This is a genomic window from Prevotella aurantiaca, from assembly GCF_015262605.1.
Taxonomy (GTDB): domain Bacteria; phylum Bacteroidota; class Bacteroidia; order Bacteroidales; family Bacteroidaceae; genus Prevotella; species Prevotella aurantiaca.
This window is the reverse complement of the sequence record NZ_JABZSJ010000012.1, coordinates 17,988-38,312: the sequence shown is the minus strand read 5'-3', so window position 1 is coordinate 38,312 and position 20,325 is coordinate 17,988. Positions and strand designations below refer to the sequence as shown.

Sequence of the window (20,325 nt, the reverse complement as noted above, 5' to 3'; positions counted from 1 at the left end):
TTTTATGGATAACACATCTAAAACGTTGCGAATCCTATAGTTATGGTCTTAATTTTGGTCATTTTTAATGAGTGCGAGCAAATGTTCTACCGCATCTTCCTCGGGTATATTCTTTTCAACACATACCTTTTTGCGGTATAGACTCACTTTTTTCAGTCCTGCACCGACGTATCCGTAATCGGCATCAGCCATTTCTCCTGGACCATTTACGATGCAACCCATTATGCCAATCTTTAATCCTGTCATGCCTTTTGTGGCCTCTTTAATGCGTGCAATGGTAGTACGGAGATCGTAAAGAGTTCTACCGCAGCCAGGACAAGAGATATATTCGGTTTTTACCATACGTAATCTGCCTGCTTGAAGAATACCAAAGGCAGTTTGTTCTACATCGTCTTGCGAAATATTACCATGATTCATAAGCCACAAACCATCGGTCAGCCCGTCAATCATCAATGCACCCATATCAGCAGCAGCAGATAGTTGGAACTGTTCTTTTGCACTCGGTTCGTTGGCATTTTCTTTGCTTTCTTCAACTGAAAACTGGTACATTTGTGCAAAAACAACAGGATTTTCTACTCCTGCAATCATCATTTGGTGAACCAATGCACGCTGTTCGGCAAGCTTGTTCTGATGCGAACTTACACAAACAACCACTACTTCGGGGTGGTATTTCAAGCAAGCGAGAAATTCTTCTGATGGTGTTCCATACTTCAAAACTAAGAATTTTACTTTCGATTTCACTGTTCCAATGAATGGAATGGCAGGAGTTGGGAAGATTGGGAAAATGTTTTCAGAAGGTAATTCGCCCTTTGCTGCTAACTCTATATATGCATTGTAGTCGAGAATATATTTTTGTCCACTCTTCAACTTTTCTGGTAACATATCGTTTACATAGATGTAATCGGGCGTTGGAAGTGTAGAAGCAACATCGATATTTTCTTCTTTTGTATTGCGTGTAGCTATTACAATAGGAACATTCTCGCCACCAATGTTTTCTACTGCCTTAGTCTTTCTACGTTCAGGACGTAAATAATCGAAGTCTTTGAAGGTTTCTGCTGGAACAATAATGTGTCCTTTCTTCTGACGAATGTAGCGTGCCAAGTATTTAGCAACAGGTATTTCGCATTCTGGTTCTTCGCTTAAAGATACTCGGATAGTATCTCCGATGCCGTCATTCAATAATGCACCGATACCAACGGCACTCTTTATGCGTCCGTCTTCTCCTTCTCCAGCTTCCGTAACACCAAGATGGATAGGATAGTTCATACCTTCTTTCTCCATTTCAGATACAAGAAGGCGTACCGAACGCACCATTACAACCGTATTAGAAGCTTTGATAGAAATAACAATATCGTTGAAGTCCTGTTTCTTAAAGATACGTAAGAACTCCATACAACTCTCTACAATGCCTTCAGGTGTATCGCCATAATGCGACATAATACGGTCAGAAAGGCTGCCATGGTTTACACCTATGCGTACAGCTGTATGGTTTTCTTTGCATATTTGAATAAAAGGAGTAAGGCGGTCTTCTATTCTTTGAAGTTCTTTGGCATATTCCTCATCGGTATATTCCAATATCTTGAATGTGCGTCCTGGGTCTACATAGTTGCCAGGATTGATGCGAACCTTCTCAGCATATACTGCTGCTACGTCTGCAACATTCGCATTGAAATGCACATCGGCACAGAGTGGTGTCATAATACCTTCTGTGCGTAGTTGCGAATTGATATTTTTGAGGTTTTCAGCCTCACGTTTTCCTTGCGTAGTAAGTCTAACAAGCTCTCCACCTGCAGCGATTATACGTTTCGCTTGCGCCACACTCGCTTCTGTATCGTTAGTGTTTGTGGTTGTCATTGATTGTATTCTGACAGGATTTTCGCCTCCCATATCCAATGCACCAATATGTGTTACAGAACTTTTTCTACGTTCGTAATTGAATAAATCTATCATCTTTATCTTTTGAGTGTTAAGGGCTTAGGGGATTAAACAATAAAGATTCAGACAAACGCAAGGTACTTTGAGCAAATACAAACGCTTGTCTAAATCTCTTTATAGCTTTTGTTCCTTTCTTAACACTTAAATTTATAATCCTTTATTTCAGCCAATTCTTGGTTGGCCTTCTCTATTTTTTGTCCTAAAGTAGCCTTCCATGCTTCAACTTTCTTAGCAATTTCCTCGTCGCCAAGTGCTATCATCTCGGCTGCTAATATCGCTGCATTCTGCGCACCATTTACTCCTACCGTAGCAACAGGTATGCCAGGAGGCATCTGTATGATAGAAAGCATAGCGTCTAAGCCGTCTAACATACCTTTAATAGGTACGCCAATAACAGGCAAAGAGGTTGAGGCTGCAATCACACCAGGCAATGCTGCTGCCATACCAGCGCCTGCAATAATTACTTTAATGCCACGTTCTTTTGCTTCTTTGGCAAATTTCTCTACTGCAGCGGGGGTGCGATGAGCTGAAAGTGCGTTTACTTCAAATGGTATTTCGTATTGTTCTAACCACTTGCAAGCCTTTTCCATAACAGGAAGGTCGCTTGTTGAACCCATGATAATACTGACTATTGGTTTCATATATCTTTGTTTTAATATCTTGTTTGCTTATATAAGTATAATTGTAAAGAATGCACTTAACGTGCCTAAGAAGAACCCTGCCGTTACTTGAGTAAGGGAATGCTGTCGTAATATAATGCGACTTGAGCCCACAACTCCCGATGCAACAATGACTAAGCATAGCCACCATACTGGATTAAAGCTTAACATAAACGAGAAAGCAAGTAGTGCTCCAAGCACACCGCCTATGGCTGCTGTGTGTGTAGATATTTTCCACCACACATTTATAATGGCACAAAGAATCTGAATTACTAACGCTACAATCAAGATAGAAGTTATCAGATGCGGCATATGTAATAGATTCATAAGATAGAAACAGCCGAAATAGCAGATTATGGAAATAGCATAAGGCACCATTCTTCGTTCTTTTTGTCCTAATTGCAAGAGGGACCAACCATGATATTGCCTATAAAGATGAATGAGTACAGTAGGTATGAGCACAGTAAAAAGGTAAACCATCACCACCAAAGACAATTTAACCTGCCACGGAAACATACTAAGGTAGGAGAAAATGAATATCGCCAATATGCCCAATACAGGCAAATAGAATGGCGTGAGCAGCATGCTCGCTATTCGTGCAGTTAGTATGATATTTTTTTCGCTCATATTTTTATGTGTCGTACCCATGTTCTTGGTTTACTTATTCCTTACGCAGACGCGCCACAGGTAAGTTTAGTTGTTCGCGATATTTAGCCACTGTGCGTCTTGCAATAGGGAAACCTTTCTCTTTCATCACCTTTGCCAGCGCATCATCGCTAAGCGGTTTTTGCTTATTTTCGTTGTCAATGATTTCTCGCAATGCCACTTTTATCTTCCTTGTAGACATCTCTTCTCCATCTTCCGTAGTATAACTGTCTGTGAAAAAGAAGCGAAGAGGGAACGTTCCCCATCTTGTTTGCGCATATTTGATATTGCTTACACGCGAAATAGTAGATATATCGAGGCCTGTTTTCTCGGCAATATCTTTCAAAATCATCGGTTTTAAATCGGCTTCGTTACCTTCTTGGAAGAACTTCTTCTGTATTTCGATGATAGCTTTCATTGTTGTGTAAAGTGTATTACGGCGTTGTTTAATGGCTTCTATAAAGCCTTGCGCCTTCTCTACCTTACCTTTAGCATACAACAATGCCTCTTTTTCCTGTCGGTTCATGCCCTGTTTGTTGTCTTTATAGGCTGCTAACATATCGTTAAAGCTTTGCGAGACATGCAATTCAGGCAGGTTTCCGTGGTTTAAAGTAAAGCTAATGTTGCCGTTATCGTCGGTATCGATAATGAAGTCGGGCGTTATTTGCTGCACATTCCTGCCCATTGTCTCTCCCATAGAGGCTCCAGGCTTTGGATTTAGTTTGCGAATCTCAGCCTGAAGTGCTTTTATTTGGAGGTCAGATAGCGAGAGTGCTGCTTGTATCTTGTCCCAATGCTTCTTTGTAAAGGCATCGAAATATTCGGTAAAGATAGTTTTAAGATAGCCATAAATATTGCTATCGCGTTCCCATTCGCCTTCTGTTACTTTGCGTTTGATTTGCAGGAGCAAACATTCTTGTAACGAACGTGCACCAATACCTGCAGGGTCGAAGTCTTGTAATAGCTGTAATGTGTCGGAAATTTCCTTTTCGTCGCAGTCAATACCTTGGTAAATGGCGAGTTCATCAGCTATTACGTCAAGCTCTTTGCGCAGCAATCCGTCGTCGTCGAGGCTTCCAATGAGATATTCTAAGATAGTTTTCTGCCTTTCGCTAAGCTCTCTTTCGCCCACTTGTTCGTTAAGTTTGTCGATAAACGATGTTGTATCGCCATACACAATCTCTTCGTAGTCAGCATTATCGTGGCGTTGTCGTCCGTCGTAAACAGGCAGTTCGTCGTCGCCTCCCATGCGTTCAAGCGCCTTGTCGAGTGCATCTTGTCGCTCTTGTTGTTCTTGTTGAGCTTCGAAATCGTCGTTGTTAGCCTCTGAACTATCCGGTATTTCATTCAATTCGCCTTCGTCTTGTCCTTTTTCTAAGGCTGGATTATCGTCCAATTCGGCATTAACGCTTTCTTCTAATTCGGTCAATGGCATCTCAAGCAACTTCACTTGTAGCATTTGTTGCTGGGAAAGTCGCTGTACTTGCAACTGTTTTTGCTCTTGTATCTGTATTTGTTTTTGTGCCATAATTACCTAAATATGTTTGCAAAATTACGAAAAAAGAAACATAAATCATTTGAAATAGTAGTGTAATTCTTGTGTTAATGCCGAAAGTTTCTTTGTATTGGCATTGCCATATCTATCCCATACGTTCTGGCAGGGCAGTAAAAGCGGCGAAATAATAAGGTCGTCGTGGTTCAGGTAAGGGTCGCAGAAACGATAAACGTCCATAATTTCCACCACACGACGGGGGGTAATACCCAGCAGTTGAGCCACTTCTTTCACTTCAGGGGTTTCTTCTGCCATCGTAATTGGGGTGAGATGGAAATACAAGTCAAGCACAACGATGAGTGCAGCAGGCGTTAAGTCGGTCGCTCTCTCTATGGGTAGGAAGTCTTTTTCGAAGGTTTCTTCTGCTTCTACGCCTTCGTAGAACTTCTCAGGCTTGCCAAATCCCTTCATTCCCCTGATGCGTTTCGCTTCTCTTCTCAGCTTATTAGGATTGTTGGCGTATGTTTCCCATAGTGTTTGCAGGCTTGGAATGTCTCTTCTTGCAAGCTGTTCCATCTTTTCAGATAGTATGCGTGGTGGAATATGCAGCTCCAAACTGAGTTCAACCATTGGACGAGCATAAGTCCGTTTTATGCCTATGGGCTTCTTCAAGTATGTTTGTAAGAGCAGAAGCCAATATTCTTCCGACCATAACGGGTGTGTTGTCATACGTTTAAATGCAGTTGTTGATTATGGCAAAGTTACTCATTTTAAGTTTAATAACCAAATTTTTCCCAGCTTCATTGCGTAGGATAGAAAACCAAGATAAGCACTAATATTTTGTAAAAATAATTGTAGCAAAAAACAGTAGTTTCTGTTTCGCATTCTAATAGTGCCTGTTTTGCGTTACAATAGTGCCTCTTTTACCATGCAAAACAGCCTCTTTTACAATGCAAAATAGGCTCTATTGCAAAGCATTGATAATTAGAATGTTACACATTAAAAGGTGTTCTGTAAAATCTTTACAATTTTATGGCTTGTTTTTAATGGCTTTTACGCCTGCTTTAATCACCTTATATCTACTTCCGTTGGCAATATATTTCTCTCTATTTCCAGCATTCAGAGTTTCTTTGGGAAATGCTTTGGCACTGTTGTTGGTTTTCAATAAAACATACTTTTCGTCTTCTTTCAACAATACCGATGCGGGTTTAAAATCGGCAATAGTAGCAAATGTGATATAAGTTCTTTGTGTTTGATGGTTGTAAAGCACATATTGGCTGCCGTCAGCTGCGGCATTGTAAATGGCGAATACTTCTATTTGCGTTTGCTTGTTCTTGCTGTTTACTTCTTTTAAAGGTTCTATTTCACTGCCATCTGCACAGTAAATACTTATCAATGTATCCCGTACACCGCTTTTATCTCGTACCAAATGGCTCGTGCAAGCGTTGTCGTTACTCTCGGTAACTACCATGAGCGAGTCTTTTGTTCTCATGTTCTGTCCAGCGTACGCACATGTGTTGGCTGCAAACAATAGAAGTGCGATGAGGCTTTTAGATAGATGTTTCATGTCCTTTTATAGGTTTATGTTTTCTGTTTTGTTCCGTCTTATTTTGCATTTGCTCTTGTTTCCTCCTCTTCAAAGCATAGTTCGACAGTAGACCAATGGCACGAACACGTAAAAGTAGAGTCGTTGTTTCGTTGAATTTGAGGTATATTGATGGTGTCTATTTCGTTGTTATGCTTTCCCTTCATCTTGATATAGAGTTCAGAAAAGTGATAATCGGACACCTTTTGTTCGATGGTTGTAAAACCTAAATGGTGTAACGACTGCACTAAATCGGCAATCGGTTCGCACATTTTACTCATTGATTCACTCCTTTCGCTTATATTTTATATTGGGTTTGTACCTTTCTTCTCGTTTAAATAGACCTATTCAAATGCCTCATCTTCCGTCTTCATACCATTGATAAAGTCGGTTAACGACTTTGCAACAGGTTCCATCATCTTCTCTTTATCATCGTAATGCTCCAAATTTGCAAAGAAAATGTGCCCTGTTTCTGCATCGAAGCAGTATGGAAAGCCCCCGCTGTTAATGGCAAACGGAATATGTTTCTTTTGTATTAATTCTTTTTCTACGATGAAAGTGTGCCACAATTTCTCCATAGTATATTGAGAAGGCGAAAGCGAATGTTTGATGGGTGCAATGTATTTTAGGGTATATTCGTTTTCCGAATCGTCTAAGTAAACGTTTCTATCGCCATCTTCTACCAATCCTCCATTATGCTTTAAGTAGAAGTTTCTTATATCAGCAGGAAGGCAAAAGCCTATTTTGTGCTCTAAATCTAAGATGTCTGCCTCTGTAATTGGTGGCGCACTGTTCGTAATCTGATAGTTTATCATCATCGTTTTTTACTTCGTTCAACTGCAAATATAGAGAGATTATCTTAGATAAACAAGCAAAAAAGTACGTAATGTATCCTTTTTGTGCTTGTTGCACAGACACTTTTGTATGTTTAAAGTTGTGCTACGTGGCTGTAAAACATTAGTAGGAAAGACCTATTTCTATCCATGAATCAAGGTAACTCCAAAAGTCTATGTCCATCTTTGGTGCATCGTTGGTCCACCAAATTAGCGCTTTGGGGTTTTCTTTGTCCTCTATGTTGATGCACAGATAGCCGTTTCCGCCATTATGAAGCACGTAGTACGTTTGGTTTAAGTCGGTAGATTGCAATATCTCTTGGGGCAAACCCCATTCCGATTGGCTTAGGAAACGAACCTTTTCTATAGGAAGTAATCCTAAGCCACCGCTTATATTCTCGAACCAACCATTATGTAGCTGCTTGTAAAATAGCTGCAACTTGTGGGGGAACAGTGCGAGTTGGCTGTCTGTTGTGGGCATATTGCCTACATATAGCACGTATTCTTCATCGACCAACAGCAGGTAAACCATCTTAATTTGTTGCTGATGAAACACTAAAAGTACATCGTCGAGCAACTCTTCCAATATATTTAAGGTCTTAGGAAGTAGGGTGCTGAAGTCCGACCAGCGTTCTATAACGAGGGATTTCTTTTTGTCTTTATCTTCTTCAGTCAGCAAGAAAGACCACATTTCGGGTATTTCGATTTTGTCAGTTGCCGATAAAATCCTTGCTCCAGATAAGCCGTTTTCTTTTAATATAGTTTCTATCTCCATGATGTAATATTGTTTTTACGATGTTGTAACCTATGTAAAGATGTCTTGTCCTTCAAGTTCTATGCACCAATCTATCATCACTTCGTTGAACCAATCGCAGAAATCGAAGTTCACAACTTCGGGTTTATCGTCTTCAGAGTACTGATAGTTGGTCACCCAAAACACGATTTGGTTGCCTTGTTGAGCATCGAAGCAGTAATAGTTGCCTCTGCCGTCTGGTGCAAACGGAACAATATGGCTGGGCATACGCATCTGTGTTGCTTCGTGTTCAGTCTTGTATGCCTTGATAAGGTCGAAAGGTTTATGGTTTATTCCGAGCACTTCGTCGCCACAAATTAGTATTCCATTCGAGAACTGAAGCAGTCTTATGTAATCTGCTGGTAGCTGAAAAGGAATGTTTTCCTGTGCAAGTTGGAGCGCATCATCACTGATAGGATCGAAACATTCAACGTATTCTTCTTTGAAATCTTGTATTCTTTGAATAATGGAATCAATGTTCAGACGCTCTTCTAAGTCGTATAATAGCGGGTTAGCGTCTGCTTCTATGTCGCTGTTTATCCACATTCCTTCGTCCTTTCTAAACACATGGAAGCGGAAATCGATGGCTTGTTCGGGGCTGACATAGATAATAAAGCAATATGTTCGGGGGTGAATGGCATTCAGACGCTCCTTAAACATGTCGATAAAAGGCAGGATACAACCGACGGAGAAGTCCTCTAAAGCCGACAAACGTATCTCGTTGTGCCACATCTCCAAGCCTGTTTTGTCGCCTTGTTTCTCTATTTTTTGAGGCAGGGAAGCGATGTACTTGTCGTCTATAACGTCCTCTTCATCGTACAATACACAGTTTCCAACCACCTTAATCTTGCTTAGAATGCTTTCGCAAACCGCGCTTATTAAGTCTTTATTGTGCTGGTTCGCCTTCTCCAAAAGGGTTGCCATTCGTTGATTTATCCTTCTCATATCGCAATGATTTAATTCTATTGACCTACTATTTTAGTTGTAATTGCCTTTCATTCTTTAGAAGAAAACAATTTGTTATTACCTGTATATGAATGTTTTACTTGTGCAATGCGTCTTAAAAACAAATTCATAAAGCCTCCGACAGTAGCTTATCTATATCCAAATTCTCTGCTTTGTATATTGCATCAAAGTAGCCTTTAACCGCTATACTAATGCCTTCGCATGCGCAATCTTTGTCGTCTGCAAAGTTTGGCGCATAAATATCTATGCCTAAAATAGTAGAAGCGAAGCCAACATAGTCCTCTTCTAATAATATATTATCGTGGGAAGACAACTGTTGATAGATGTCTGATGCCTTCATTTCGAATAGGTTTTTACCTTCTAAAATGAGCTTTACATTAGGCAACGGAGCAAAGGTGAGGAAGAATAATCGTTGGTCGTGCTGATTATAATAGGCAAGAAAGTCGCCATAGTCATCTATAATGAAACTGTTGTTTCCGTCTTTTTCCTCTCTGGTTGTTTTGATTTTTAAGCTTGTTTTAGCTAAGATATCCTTCCGATATCCACCGAAAACAAATTCATTGACACCGATAAGAGGTTGGATTATATATTCCATATCTTTGTGAATAGTAAAGTTTTGTTGATAAATATGCCTGCTTCCGTTCTCAAAGAATAAGCTATATATCGTCTCTATTAGGGTCGTTTAGCAGTCTATCCCACTCTTCAAAGGTGAGAGGAGGTAGGCCTTCCTTTGCTCGCATAGCGTTTCTCAGCTCAACATACTTAGGGGTTATGGTTACCTTACCGCTTGCAATAGCTCGCTTAATCTCCTCTTTTGTTGGCAACGGGGTAGGGGTTAGCTTTTCAATAAAGTCGTTAAGGTTTTCCGAAACCAGTGTTGGGTATTTGTTATTTCCCTCTAATCCCCAATCGTTTTCTTCGTGAAACCAATAGTAAACCTTACCTATTATCTTGTTAATACATAGCCAATCGCCCCCATCAACACTTGCAATGGGTATCAATTCCTCTGGCATTCTGCCCTCATAGTCGTTGTATGTTGCGATAATATCATCGTTTTTGCTTTCCGAAAATCCGAGAAAATAGTTAATGGTAAACTCTGTTTCCTTATCCTTATAATGGTTTTTATGAGGCTTGCAAACATTGTTTTGCATCAGCAAATCCTTGAAATGAGAAGGCAAAACAGTACCTATTGTATGTTCTAACTCGTTTATTTTCTCCGCCATAGCATTTGAAGCTAAAGGCTCTAATATATGTATTACATTCATTTCCTCTTTATAAGTCTTCCTGAAAGCTATTGTATGCGTATGCTATACAGGTTTTTATTTTATTTCGTTGATAGTTTTTTACGTGCTATTGCTCCAAAGGTGGCAGTCCGTCTTTTATTCTTTTCTCGTTTATTAGCTTCAATAATCGGGGCGAATAGGTAACACTTACGACTTCCCTTTTGTCTTCTTTGTCTTCTTTTTTAGGCTCAATTCTACTGATAAAGTCGTTTAATGATTTTGCAACCAGCACCAAATCGTCGCCTATTGGAGCATCGTGCGACCAGTAATAGATATTGCCCAAGCTGCTTTCTTCTAAGGAATAAACAATCAAATCGCCACTGGCACCCTCGCATAAGGGAAAGAATTTCATGCTTATTTGCTCCTTACAATAATACATTTTGATGCTTTTCTCAACACTTCTCTGAGTATTTCCAAAGCCCAAAATACCACTAACGTAAAGTAATTCGTCGCTATTCGCCTGCTTTTCCAACGGAGATACCACCATTTCTTCATTGAAATAGGAGAACCCATAGGTAGTAATAAACTGCAAAACAGTATTATCTGGAATTGCGCCCAACGTTCTTTTTACTTCTTCTAAGAACGAAGTTATATCATAACTCTGGTTTAATTCTCTCTCCTTAGAGAAAGAAATAAGTTGTTTAATACCTTGTATATCCATCTTTAAAAAGCTTAGTCTATTTCTCTATTAGGGTCGTTTAGCAGTCTATCCCACTCTTCAAAGGTGAGAGGAGGTAGGCCTTCCTTTGCTCGCATAGCGTTTCTCAGCTCAACATACTTAGGGGTTATGGTTACCTTACCGCTTGCAATAGCTCGCTTAATCTCCTCTTTTGTTGGCAACGGGGTAGGGGTTAGCTTTTCAATAAAGTCGTTAAGGTTTTCCGAAACCAGTGTTGGGTATTTGTTATTTCCCTCTAATCCCCAATCGTTTTCTTCGTGAAACCAATAGTAAACCTTACCTATTATCTTGTTAATACATAGCCAATCGCCCCCATCAACACTTGCAATGGGTATCAATTCCTCTGGCATTCTGCCCTCATAGTCGTTGTATGTTGCGATAATATCATCGTTTTTGCTTTCCGAAAATCCGAGAAAATAGTTAATGGTAAACTCTGTTTCCTTATCCTTATAATGGTTTTTATGAGGCTTGCAAACATTGTTTTGCATCAGCAAATCCTTGAAATGAGAAGGCAAAACAGTACCTATTGTATGTTCTAACTCGTTTATTTTCTCTGCCATAGCATTTGAAGCTAAAGGCTCTAATACATGTATTACATTCATATTCTATTCGTAATAACTAACAAAACCCCGCCAAAACTCAACTCCTTTGGCGTTTACGGACTCTCGTATCATACTTATGAACTCGCTTTCCTTACCATTCCACACTGCGTATTGCCCTGTACCCATCGCCCGTACAAGCATTTCGAAGTTGTTGGCTATTAGTATTCGGTCTTCATAAGCGGTCTCGCTATCGATTGCGTAGACCTTTCCTGTTGCACATTCCAACAAGATTGTAGATGGATCTCCATTAGCAATAATCATCAAATCGTACTGATGCAGAATGTCATAATCGGCATATTCCAAGTTCCTTTGTACTATCCAATTCAGCGTTTCCTCATCGTTTACCCCGAATTGGTAGCTCAAAAAGCCAAAATTTCCCCAATTGTAACTAAGTATTAACTCTGTGAATATTTGGTTTAACGTACCAATATGCAGCTTAGTTTGTAGTTTTTCGATTTCCGAACGAGGGATAACGGCTTCCTTTAAAATAAGCCCTTCCGTAATTTCTGGGTCTACATCGCGAGTTTCTTTCATAATAGAAAGCGCGATTTCTTGCATTGTTAATAGCTTCATTTGATATGTTTGATTTATCTTTTTCTATATTTTACCATAGCGTACTGCCCTTTATTGGTACCATAAACTATGCTTTTTTTATTTGTTACAGCTCTCTTTATATCAGCAAACACGCCTACCTTTGCTTTCCGAATATATCTTATAATTCTGGTCTTTCTCCGGATTCCAATAGGTAAATACGTATTTTGAAACACCAAATACGGTGCGATGCTCCCTTTGTTTAAGCTTAAATTGTGTTCTTAAATACCCAGATAGTTTTTCTAACTCGTATAATTTGAAATATTGAGAGAACATAACTAAGGGCATACAAAGCCTTATTCGTTTATCGCTAAATACAAAAACGATAGATGAAGTTATCTTTCCTTGCCCTGCACACCTTATATATAATAAGTTGTCTATGGTGTTTGTGTATTTCAGTTTACCTTTTGTATAGAAATTAATAGTATGGTTATCAACAATCTCAACCCGTTTTTTGCGAAGCAAACACACTATTATTAAACCACAAATAATATATGGGATAGCACTTTCATAGCGAAAATAGCGATGAGAAGTGCCAAGAAACGAATTAATAATATGGTCTATTAGATAACTAAAAACAAGCAATCCTAATATATGGATTATACTTAAAGGCGATGCATAGAAGCTAAATTCCTTCTTCTTCTCCTGTATTTTGGCTGTTTCCTTTGGTACTGTCATTTCCTATTTTCTATATTTTTGCATAGTGTACTGCCCCATAATGCTTTACAGAAACTATCCAGTTAAACGATGCATCAAATACTTCTATGTCGTCAGCAGCGGGATACCAAATATCATCGAAGTATTTACAGAAGTCTTTGAATAGGAAAACATCAACGTTGTTGAAGCGTTCAAAGTTGATGAAAACCTCGTTCGGAACAGGTATTCCTATACGATTGAACACCTTGTTCCAGTCTAAATCCTCGTCTTCAGCATTTATATCGTCCAACAAAACAAACTCTTGTTCTTCCTTTTTAAAGAACTCTTCGGGTGTATTCACGTGCCAACGATGAAACAAGGAACGGCACACTGCTTCGCATTCGCTACCTTCTATGCTTCTAACAATAGGCATATTGGTGTTGTGTTCGTGCTTAAAGTTTACCAGTTTGAAGACTTCCATAGTGTACGAATGGTTCTATTGGCTTATTTTAGACTATTTATGAATGCTTCGAAAGTATCGGCAAGCAAGTACGTGTTACCATCATCGTCTGACGATTCGAACGTGTAGGCATGGTCGTAGTAGTACACACCCTTGTAGTCCCCATCAGGAATCAAGAGCAAGAAGCCGCCATCTTGGAAGTCGCCAATAAGCAATGCACCCTCTGGAATATCGTCTTTATACTCTGTATTCCAGTATTCGAGCGTCAAAGCTCGGTTTAATTGTGGGTCGCTACCAAACAAAACGTTGAGTAAAGTTTCCTCTTCGATAGCCTCAATCCTGACAATTGTGTTCTCCGTACAAATACCATTGTGTTCAATAAGAAACGCTTTGTAGTCGGCAGGAATACTTACAGAGAGTTCTTGTTCTATGGAATGAATGTCTGCTTTTGCTTTAGATAATACTTGAAAGTCCATATTACATTTACAAAAAATATATTGTTTATTGGTTTTACGTTAGTTTTCTGCTCCGATATATGGCTCAATGTACGATAGAAATTCGCCTTTGTCGGTATTGAAAACCTTATTTCCGTCTAACATATAGGCACGCATCAGTGCATCGACACCCTCCTCTTTGTTGCCTAATTTAATAAGGTTGCGCCCTTTAACATACCAAACGTATGGGTTCTCTATACCACTACCACGTGTTAAGGACATAGAATAGAACCTGTCGGCAACTATGTATTCGCCCATTTCGTAATACGAATCGCCAATACATACAGCTATTGTGTCGAACAAACCCCACTCTTCTTTAGGCTCAGGCAAACGGTTCATAGCCTCTTCGTAGTAGGCTATGGCTTCTTTATATTTACCTCTTTCCACTAACTCATCGCCTTCGTCTAACAGCTTATTGATAGTTTCGTTAAGTTCAGAAGATAGTTCTTCCGTATCATCTTCTGTATCTTTATAGTTCTTATAAAACTCCAAATACTCCGGCTTAGCATTTGTAAAGTATCTTAATCCTGTCTCTTTCACCAGAATATCCCAATGCTTAAAGGCTTGTTTTTTATCTTTTTTCTCATAGCAATACTGGCCCATTAAAAACCGAACTTCCTCGTCTGACAGGTGCAGATTGTTGTTATTGTCTATCAATCTATTTAGCCATTTCTTGGCTTCGTCAAAGTTTTGATGCCCTAAAGCCTTTCCAAAGAACGACTTTGCATAGTTATATGCTTGGTTCCAACCCTCTACAGGTGTTGGGAATTGTGCCCAACCTTGCTCTGCTAATGCAAAAGCGTCGTCGTATTTTCCGTCGTTATATTTTGTAATAGCTTCCTTGCCGTATTCAATTACCTTGTCAAATAGCTCTTGTTCTAATACTGCCATAAATTCAATTTCGTTAGTTATGTTCTGTAATAAGTTGTTTATAATGTGATTGTACGATGGCTTTTAATTAGCAAAAGGCAACATCTGCACGACCTATTTCGACTATTTCAAACTATTGGTTGTTGCCTTTCAGTTTGATACCGCAACCGTGTTCCACATCGAATTCAGTTCTGTAGCTTAATCCAAATAGTGCAGGCTCGTCTTGTTCGAATAGTATAAATATAGCCATTAACTCTATATCGGAATCGGTAATATCCTTAATGCTATATTTATTATCAGCATATTGCTTAACAGCATCGATTGTTTTGTTGTACCAAATACTGATATCTTCAAGAAATTGCACTATCTTTTCTTTGTATTCTTCGGTGAGTTCTTGCTCTAATGCCTCTAAATCGTCAGACAAAACGATGCGCACTTTCTTCTTTAAAGCATCGAGAAAGATACTTGTTCCCAATTCATCTCCGAAGTAAATATCATTGTTTGATACCATTTAATGAGTATTTATACTCTATTATATTCGGCAAACGAGCATATTTTCACCATATTTTGCAAGATAGATAATACCTGTTTGCAATTGGTTCTCAACTTCTTTACGTTGTTGATGATGGTCGTTTATTTGCTACAAATGTAAGGAATATCTTTCAGATAGGCAAGCAACAGCATATTTTTGTAAGTCTATAACATTATTGAAAAAACCTCAATGAATAGATGAAAGAATGCTTAAGGAATAGCCTTACAATAGTACTTATTTTGTAAAGAAAGTAGTAAGCTAAAACGAAAGAAATGGTTTTACTTTGCAAAAGAGCCTGTTTTGCGTTGCAATATAGGCGCTTTTGCCGTTCAAAACAGGCACTTTTACAGTGTAAAACAATGGGTATTGCAACACGTTGGTAGCAAGGTAGTTATGTGGTTTATGTGCTTTGAAAAAATATTTACACTTTTATAGCAGACTTGTCAGGCTTCTAATAAGAAGTGAAAATGAATTTTGCAAGATTTTGAATAGTATGTTTTACCATCAGATGATTAAAAGAAAATGCCCACAAACCTAAAGTCTGTGGGCATAAAATAATATTTTTTTAAATGTTGTGAATCCTATTTTATTTTATAATAACTCAGCTATCATCCTGTCTAATAGCTTCTTTGCTTCGGCATTGCAGTTGATGAAGTGTTGTTTTACATCTTCCGATACAGTGTTGGCCATTGCCGATGGAATGTCCTTTGCCAACCTTTCTAACTCCTCACCATGTGCTGTGAGCGATACAATAACCTTACGATGGTCTTGCTTATCCTTCTTACGGACAATTATTTTTTGCTTCTCCATGCGCTGCAAAATAGGTGTTACCGTATTTGTTTCTAAGTATAAACGCTTGGCAATGTCGTTTACTGGCATATCGTTTTGTTCCCAAAGAACCAGCAAAACTAAGTATTGCGGATAGGTAATGCCTAACTTTGTGAGGTACGGCTGATAGTGTTTGACGATTAGCCGAGACACTGTATAGAAGCGAAAGCAGAACTGATTGTCTAAAAGAAGTGCATCGTTTGCCATTGTTACTTATCTATTTAGTTCCTTTACGATATACTTTTCTATACTCGCAGGGCTTGTGGTAGGTCCGAATCTGCCCACAACCTCACCTTCTTTGTTGATTAAGAACTTTGTGAAATTCCACTTAATGGCACTTGTAAGGAAACCACCTTTTTCGCTTTTCAGCCATTTATACAATGGATCTGCCTCGCTTCCGTTCACCTTAATCTTCTTCATTATAGGGAAGGTAACGCCATAATTGAGCGAGCAAAACTCTTGAATTTGGTCGTCAGTGCCCAATTCTTGATTGGCAAACTGGTTACATGGGAAGCCAATTACCTGTAAACCTTTGTCTCCAAAGTCCTTCCATAGCTTCTCTAATCCCTCGAACTGTGGAGTAAAACCACATTTGCTGGCAGTGTTAACAACCAATATTACCTTACCTTTGTATGTTGAAAGGCTTACATCGTTGCCTTTTTTGTCCTTGACTATAAAGTCGTAAATTGTCTTTTTGTCCATTGTTCTACCTTGATTATTTGTTTCCTGATTTTATAAATCGCTATCCTTTGAATTTTATATCGCGTGTTTTTAATACGCCTCAACTATTATCTTCTGTTTTATGAGTGCAAAGATAAGAACTTAAAATATATCGCGCAAGATATAAATATTAATTCTTCCGTTTTTTAACTTTAGTTTGGTGTATATGTAAGAAAGGGTGTTTTTCTTAACAAAACTTTTCAAATTGCAGGCTAAATAGTATTTATTTGAAGTGTAGTAAGCGTATTGCCATTGAAAAGCAGTATATTTGCAATGCTATTCTTTGGTAGGATAGAAGAAGTAAAAATGGAGGATAAGTGTTTTCATAGGTTGCCAACTGGCAATGAAAAGGAAGCGATGGGCAAGGCGAAAGTCTTTCCCAATCCTTTCTATTATGAGCCCTCTCCGCTTGCGCGCCTTGCTGTTACGTTGTTGCAACAGTCGCTTCCAGAGTTGAAAGAAGGCAAAATGTTTGGTGTGCTGATAGTAGAATACGGGGGAAAGTTAGGCTATCTGCAAGCCTACTCAGGTCAGTTAGAAGGTATTAGTGACGATAGCTTTGTTCCACTTGTGTTCGATTACTTACAACCTAATGGGTATTTCAAAATACACGAAGCCGAAATAACTGCTTTAAACCACGAAATTGAAGTTTTAAAGCAGTCGGACGATTACGAAAAAGCAATAAAAAAATATGCTGATCTCAAGGTAGAAGCACAGCAGGTTGTTGCAGAAGCACAACAAAAAATTGCTATTGCGAAACGTTTACGCGACGAGCGGAGGAAGGAAAAAGCTATTGTTTCGGAAGACGAACAAAGGGAGATGATACGCGAAAGTCAGTATATGAAGGCAGAATTGCACCGCATAAAGAAGCGTTATGCAGCGCTGTTACAAGAGGCAGAAGCCGAAGAGTGGAAGCGTATAGCAGTAGGATAGCAGGGTTAAAGAATGACCGTAAGCTTAAGTCGGACCATCTGCAGCGTTGGCTTTTCTCGCAATTTACTTTCTTGAATGCTCAGGGTGAGCGCAGCGATTTACTTTCTATCTTTCGCAATTACTATATTTTGAATCGTCCACAGTCTGTGTTTGCTATGCATTTTGCCACTGTGGGAGAGCAGATAACGCTGTTTCCACCATCTGGAACAGGCGAATGTTGCGAACCAAAATTACTTCAATATGCTTTTACACACGGCATGCGACCAGTAGAAATGGCGATGTTTTGGTGGGGAGAGCCCCCTAAAACCGAGATAAGACAGCACGGACAGTTCTATCCTGCATGCAATGGAAAGTGCAAACCCTTGCTAACTTGGATGCTGAAAGGTATGAATGTAGCTGCCAATGCGTTGGAAGTGGAAGCCAAACAAAGTATTGACATCGTTTACGAAGACCGCGATTTGGCTGTCATAGTCAAGCCAAGCGGTATGCTTACAGTGCCTGGACGTAGCAAACAGCAGTCGGTTGAGGCTATTCTACGCCAGCGTTGGGGTTACGAGGAGACTACCCCTATCATTGTGCATCGCCTTGATATGGCAACCAGCGGATTGCTTGTTGTGGCACGAAATAAGGAAGTGCATAAGCATTTGCAGGCACAATTTAAAGCAAAAATGGTGAGAAAACGCTATATAGCCTTGTTGGACGCCACTTTATTAAATAGGGTAGGGTTGCCCAGTGAAGGCACTATTTCGTTGCCATTGTGTGCCGATGCGGTCGATCGACCGCGCCAAATAGTAGACAAAAACAAAGGAAAGACTGCTATAACACATTATAAAATAGTAGGGAAAACACCTTTACAAGATAGTCGTTACAACGAGGCGGTAAAGGTAGAGTTATGTCCTATTACTGGACGCACGCACCAGTTGCGGGTGCATTGTGCACATTCTGAAGGGTTGTCGTGTCCTATTCTTGGTGACACTCTATACGGAAAACGTGCAGATAGACTCTATCTGCACGCTGAATATCTTGAATTTACGCACCCAACGACGGGAAAACGCATTCGTTTCGAGAAGAAAATATAAGCTAATATTGCTTTTTAAGTCTTGCTAAACAAAGAACATTACCAGCACTTGGGCAATGATCACTCGGATAAACATTCCCAACGGATAAACCGTAGCATAACTAATGTTAGATGTTTCGCCCTTGGTGGTGTCGTTAGCATAAACCAACGCCATCGGATTTGCCATTGCACCGCAGAGGATTCCACAGATTGTACCAAAGTCGTATTTCTTCGTTCGTAAGGCAATAAGGGCAATAATAATGATAGGAAGTACCGTAAGCAGGAAGCCTAATCCCACCCACATTAAACCTTCGGGACGGATAACGGTGTCTAAGAAGTCTTTACCTGCATCTAAACCGATACATGCCAAATATAGCGAAAGACCTAATTTGCGCAGCATAAGCGATGCGCTTCGAGTGGTATAAGAAATCATGTGCAGGCGCGGAGCAAATGTTCCGACCAAGATTCCCATAATAATTGGACCGCCAGCAATACCTAAACGGATTGGAGAATCCATGCCAGGCAACGTAAAAGGAATGGTTCCGAGGGCAAGACCAAGTATCATTCCGAGGAAGATATTGCCAAGATTAGGTTCGTTCAGAGTTCTTATGGAATTGCCAAGAAAATGTTCCGCATTATCAACAGCATGGGGAGTGCCGACAACTGTAAGGTGGTCGCCGTAGCGTAAACGCAAGTCTTGGGTAGCAAGTAGCTTAATGTCACCACGTAATACACGGCTGACGTTTACACCATATATATCACGCAACTGTAACTGCCCAAGTCGTTTGCCGTTCAGTTCATGCTTTGTGAGTACGATAATGCGGCTTTCTATGTTCGAATCAATATTGTTCCAATCTATCTGTTCCTTATTCCAATCGCGACGAACAGTCTGTCCAAAGAGTATTTCCATGCTGGCAACGTCGTCCTTATTGGCTATAACGAGAAGGTTATCGTGGTTTTCCAGTTGGGTTGTTCCCTGCGGAAGTATTACTTTTTCGTCACGCCAGATGCGCGAAATAATAAATTTGGTATGAGAACCTTGCGATACTTCTGCAATGGTTTTGCCAATAACGGCAGGATTTACAACAACATATTGTCCTACATAAGTATGGTTTTCCTCATCGCTGCCTTTTATTTCTAAGTCTTGAGGCTTTACAAAGAACTTGCGTAATATTATCATTGCAAAGATAACACCAACAACACCGAGTGGGTATGTAACGGCTGTTGCAAGGGCAGCACGGCCACCGCTTACACCAATATGCTCTAAAGCCTGTTGTGCTGCACCGAGGGCTGGCGTGTTGGTTGTGGCTCCACTGAGAATACCAACCATGTCGCTCATAGGAATGTTGAGGGTATATGTGAGTCCAATAGCCATAACGGTTCCAAGTAAAATGACAGCTAACGACCACATATTTAAGGCTTTTCCTTCGTGAAGAAGGGAACTAAAAAAGTTAGGACCAACGTGTAATCCTAACGTGTAAACAAACAATACAAGACCAAAAGTCTCGCAATAGTTAAGCATTTGTGTGTCTATGTTGAAACCAAAGTTTCCTACAGCGATGCCAACAAAGAACACAAAGGCAACGCCTAAAGAAACTCCACCGAACTTAATCTTACCTAAACCAAGTCCAATAGCGCATACAAGCGAAACGATAATAACGCCTTGAAGTGCTGAGTGAATATTGAAAAGTCCGTTTATCCAATCCATCTTACTATCTTTTTAAGCCATTCT

General features: G+C 39.7%; 23 protein-coding genes and 1 pseudogene. 1 reads left to right on the top strand and 23 read right to left on the bottom strand.

Annotation, left to right across the window (positions count from 1 at the left end):
- Nucleotides 1-48: 48 nt before the first annotated feature.
- The 22 genes from HXN26_RS03775 to HXN26_RS03670 form a co-directional block, all read right to left on the bottom strand.
- Nucleotides 49-1,950, bottom strand: coding sequence for a 4-hydroxy-3-methylbut-2-en-1-yl diphosphate synthase (locus tag HXN26_RS03775; RefSeq protein WP_273158818.1), 1,902 nt, complete (start codon nt 1,948-1,950; stop codon nt 49-51).
- A 119-nt stretch (nt 1,951-2,069) separates the two neighbouring features.
- Nucleotides 2,070-2,576, bottom strand: coding sequence for a 5-(carboxyamino)imidazole ribonucleotide mutase (purE, locus tag HXN26_RS03770; protein WP_025001234.1), 507 nt, complete (start codon nt 2,574-2,576; stop codon nt 2,070-2,072).
- Nucleotides 2,577-2,603: 27 nt separating this feature from the next.
- Entirely contained in the window at nt 2,604-3,221 is a 618-nt protein-coding gene (locus HXN26_RS03765; protein WP_084472188.1) for a phosphatase PAP2 family protein, read from the bottom strand.
- A gap of 34 nt (nt 3,222-3,255) precedes the next feature.
- Nucleotides 3,256-4,767 carry an RNA polymerase factor sigma-54 gene (gene rpoN, locus HXN26_RS03760; protein WP_273158815.1) on the bottom strand — a complete coding sequence of 504 codons (1,512 nt, stop codon included), beginning with the start codon at nt 4,765-4,767 and terminating at the stop codon, nt 3,256-3,258.
- Nucleotides 4,768-4,812: 45 nt separating this feature from the next.
- Nucleotides 4,813-5,460: a hypothetical protein gene (locus tag HXN26_RS03755; protein WP_273158813.1), complete on the bottom strand. Its 648-nt coding sequence runs from the start codon at nt 5,458-5,460 to the stop codon at nt 4,813-4,815.
- Between the two features lie 301 nt (nt 5,461-5,761).
- Entirely contained in the window at nt 5,762-6,298 is a 537-nt protein-coding gene (locus HXN26_RS03750; RefSeq protein WP_273158812.1) for a hypothetical protein, read from the bottom strand.
- Nucleotides 6,299-6,336: 38 nt separating this feature from the next.
- Entirely contained in the window at nt 6,337-6,597 is a 261-nt protein-coding gene (locus HXN26_RS03745) for an AraC family transcriptional regulator (protein WP_273158810.1), read from the bottom strand.
- A gap of 63 nt (nt 6,598-6,660) precedes the next feature.
- Complete coding sequence (locus HXN26_RS03740; protein WP_273158808.1) at nt 6,661-7,134, bottom strand: SMI1/KNR4 family protein; 474 nt, start codon at nt 7,132-7,134, stop codon at nt 6,661-6,663.
- Nucleotides 7,135-7,273: 139 nt separating this feature from the next.
- Nucleotides 7,274-7,924: an SMI1/KNR4 family protein gene (locus HXN26_RS03735; protein ID WP_273158806.1), complete on the bottom strand. Its 651-nt coding sequence runs from the start codon at nt 7,922-7,924 to the stop codon at nt 7,274-7,276.
- Nucleotides 7,925-7,954: 30 nt separating this feature from the next.
- Entirely contained in the window at nt 7,955-8,887 is a 933-nt protein-coding gene (locus tag HXN26_RS03730) for an SMI1/KNR4 family protein (protein ID WP_273158804.1), read from the bottom strand.
- A 127-nt stretch (nt 8,888-9,014) separates the two neighbouring features.
- Complete coding sequence (locus HXN26_RS03725; protein WP_273158802.1) at nt 9,015-9,503, bottom strand: hypothetical protein; 489 nt, start codon at nt 9,501-9,503, stop codon at nt 9,015-9,017.
- A 61-nt stretch (nt 9,504-9,564) separates the two neighbouring features.
- Nucleotides 9,565-10,173, bottom strand: coding sequence for an SMI1/KNR4 family protein (locus HXN26_RS03720; protein WP_273158801.1), 609 nt, complete (start codon nt 10,171-10,173; stop codon nt 9,565-9,567).
- Nucleotides 10,174-10,258: 85 nt separating this feature from the next.
- On the bottom strand, nt 10,259-10,852 hold the full coding sequence (locus HXN26_RS03715; protein WP_273158799.1) for an SMI1/KNR4 family protein: 594 nt from the start codon (nt 10,850-10,852) through the stop codon (nt 10,259-10,261).
- 11 nt (nt 10,853-10,863) lie between these two features.
- A complete protein-coding gene (locus HXN26_RS03710) occupies nt 10,864-11,472 on the bottom strand; it encodes an SMI1/KNR4 family protein (RefSeq protein ID WP_273158797.1) in 609 nt (202 codons plus the stop codon).
- Nucleotides 11,473-11,475: 3 nt separating this feature from the next.
- A complete protein-coding gene (locus HXN26_RS03705) occupies nt 11,476-12,045 on the bottom strand; it encodes a protein kinase family protein (protein WP_273158795.1) in 570 nt (189 codons plus the stop codon).
- A 102-nt stretch (nt 12,046-12,147) separates the two neighbouring features.
- The gene (locus HXN26_RS03700) at nt 12,148-12,741 is read right to left on the bottom strand and encodes a hypothetical protein (protein ID WP_273158793.1); all 594 of its coding nucleotides are present in this window, start codon (nt 12,739-12,741) and stop codon (nt 12,148-12,150) included.
- A 10-nt stretch (nt 12,742-12,751) separates the two neighbouring features.
- Nucleotides 12,752-13,180 carry a tudor domain-containing protein gene (locus tag HXN26_RS03695; RefSeq protein ID WP_273158791.1) on the bottom strand — a complete coding sequence of 143 codons (429 nt, stop codon included), beginning with the start codon at nt 13,178-13,180 and terminating at the stop codon, nt 12,752-12,754.
- A 23-nt stretch (nt 13,181-13,203) separates the two neighbouring features.
- The gene (locus tag HXN26_RS03690; RefSeq protein ID WP_115082682.1) at nt 13,204-13,635 is read right to left on the bottom strand and encodes an SMI1/KNR4 family protein; all 432 of its coding nucleotides are present in this window, start codon (nt 13,633-13,635) and stop codon (nt 13,204-13,206) included.
- A 39-nt stretch (nt 13,636-13,674) separates the two neighbouring features.
- Nucleotides 13,675-14,544 carry a tetratricopeptide repeat protein gene (locus HXN26_RS03685; RefSeq protein WP_025001248.1) on the bottom strand — a complete coding sequence of 290 codons (870 nt, stop codon included), beginning with the start codon at nt 14,542-14,544 and terminating at the stop codon, nt 13,675-13,677.
- Nucleotides 14,545-14,656: 112 nt separating this feature from the next.
- A complete protein-coding gene (locus HXN26_RS03680; protein ID WP_273158788.1) occupies nt 14,657-15,034 on the bottom strand; it encodes a hypothetical protein in 378 nt (125 codons plus the stop codon).
- A gap of 612 nt (nt 15,035-15,646) precedes the next feature.
- A complete protein-coding gene (locus tag HXN26_RS03675) occupies nt 15,647-16,090 on the bottom strand; it encodes a MarR family winged helix-turn-helix transcriptional regulator (RefSeq protein ID WP_273158786.1) in 444 nt (147 codons plus the stop codon).
- Nucleotides 16,091-16,096: 6 nt separating this feature from the next.
- Nucleotides 16,097-16,585, bottom strand: coding sequence for a glutathione peroxidase (locus HXN26_RS03670; protein ID WP_273158783.1), 489 nt, complete (start codon nt 16,583-16,585; stop codon nt 16,097-16,099).
- A 324-nt stretch (nt 16,586-16,909) separates the two neighbouring features.
- On the opposite strand from HXN26_RS03670, the pseudogene HXN26_RS03665 reads away from it, so the two are divergent.
- Nucleotides 16,910-18,615 (top strand): annotated as a pseudogene (locus tag HXN26_RS03665) (RluA family pseudouridine synthase).
- A 24-nt stretch (nt 18,616-18,639) separates the two neighbouring features.
- Here HXN26_RS03665 and HXN26_RS03660 read toward each other — a convergent pair.
- The gene (locus HXN26_RS03660) at nt 18,640-20,301 is read right to left on the bottom strand and encodes a putative transporter (RefSeq protein WP_025000491.1); all 1,662 of its coding nucleotides are present in this window, start codon (nt 20,299-20,301) and stop codon (nt 18,640-18,642) included.
- Nucleotides 20,302-20,325: the final 24 nt, after the last annotated feature.

Excerpts from the sequence above, each read along its gene's own strand:
- HXN26_RS03775 (WP_273158818.1), bottom strand. The coding sequence starts at position 1,950 with ATGATAGATTTATTCAATTACGAACGTAGAAAAAGTTCTGTAACACAT.
- purE (WP_025001234.1), bottom strand. The coding sequence starts at position 2,576 with ATGAAACCAATAGTCAGTATTATCATGGGTTCAACAAGCGACCTTCCT.
- HXN26_RS03765 (WP_084472188.1), bottom strand. The coding sequence starts at position 3,221 with ATGAGCGAAAAAAATATCATACTAACTGCACGAATAGCGAGCATGCTG.
- rpoN (WP_273158815.1), bottom strand. The coding sequence starts at position 4,767 with ATGGCACAAAAACAAATACAGATACAAGAGCAAAAACAGTTGCAAGTA.
- HXN26_RS03755 (WP_273158813.1), bottom strand. The coding sequence starts at position 5,460 with ATGACAACACACCCGTTATGGTCGGAAGAATATTGGCTTCTGCTCTTA.
- HXN26_RS03750 (WP_273158812.1), bottom strand. The coding sequence starts at position 6,298 with ATGAAACATCTATCTAAAAGCCTCATCGCACTTCTATTGTTTGCAGCC.
- HXN26_RS03745 (WP_273158810.1), bottom strand. The coding sequence starts at position 6,597 with ATGAGTAAAATGTGCGAACCGATTGCCGATTTAGTGCAGTCGTTACAC.
- HXN26_RS03740 (WP_273158808.1), bottom strand. The coding sequence starts at position 7,134 with ATGATGATAAACTATCAGATTACGAACAGTGCGCCACCAATTACAGAG.
- HXN26_RS03735 (WP_273158806.1), bottom strand. The coding sequence starts at position 7,924 with ATGGAGATAGAAACTATATTAAAAGAAAACGGCTTATCTGGAGCAAGG.
- HXN26_RS03730 (WP_273158804.1), bottom strand. The coding sequence starts at position 8,887 with ATGAGAAGGATAAATCAACGAATGGCAACCCTTTTGGAGAAGGCGAAC.
- HXN26_RS03725 (WP_273158802.1), bottom strand. The coding sequence starts at position 9,503 with ATGGAATATATAATCCAACCTCTTATCGGTGTCAATGAATTTGTTTTC.
- HXN26_RS03720 (WP_273158801.1), bottom strand. The coding sequence starts at position 10,173 with ATGAATGTAATACATATATTAGAGCCTTTAGCTTCAAATGCTATGGCG.
- HXN26_RS03715 (WP_273158799.1), bottom strand. The coding sequence starts at position 10,852 with ATGGATATACAAGGTATTAAACAACTTATTTCTTTCTCTAAGGAGAGA.
- HXN26_RS03710 (WP_273158797.1), bottom strand. The coding sequence starts at position 11,472 with ATGAATGTAATACATGTATTAGAGCCTTTAGCTTCAAATGCTATGGCA.
- HXN26_RS03705 (WP_273158795.1), bottom strand. The coding sequence starts at position 12,045 with ATGAAGCTATTAACAATGCAAGAAATCGCGCTTTCTATTATGAAAGAA.
- HXN26_RS03700 (WP_273158793.1), bottom strand. The coding sequence starts at position 12,741 with ATGACAGTACCAAAGGAAACAGCCAAAATACAGGAGAAGAAGAAGGAA.
- HXN26_RS03695 (WP_273158791.1), bottom strand. The coding sequence starts at position 13,180 with ATGGAAGTCTTCAAACTGGTAAACTTTAAGCACGAACACAACACCAAT.
- HXN26_RS03690 (WP_115082682.1), bottom strand. The coding sequence starts at position 13,635 with ATGGACTTTCAAGTATTATCTAAAGCAAAAGCAGACATTCATTCCATA.
- HXN26_RS03685 (WP_025001248.1), bottom strand. The coding sequence starts at position 14,544 with ATGGCAGTATTAGAACAAGAGCTATTTGACAAGGTAATTGAATACGGC.
- HXN26_RS03680 (WP_273158788.1), bottom strand. The coding sequence starts at position 15,034 with ATGGTATCAAACAATGATATTTACTTCGGAGATGAATTGGGAACAAGT.
- HXN26_RS03675 (WP_273158786.1), bottom strand. The coding sequence starts at position 16,090 with ATGGCAAACGATGCACTTCTTTTAGACAATCAGTTCTGCTTTCGCTTC.
- HXN26_RS03670 (WP_273158783.1), bottom strand. The coding sequence starts at position 16,585 with ATGGACAAAAAGACAATTTACGACTTTATAGTCAAGGACAAAAAAGGC.
- HXN26_RS03660 (WP_025000491.1), bottom strand. The coding sequence starts at position 20,301 with ATGGATTGGATAAACGGACTTTTCAATATTCACTCAGCACTTCAAGGC.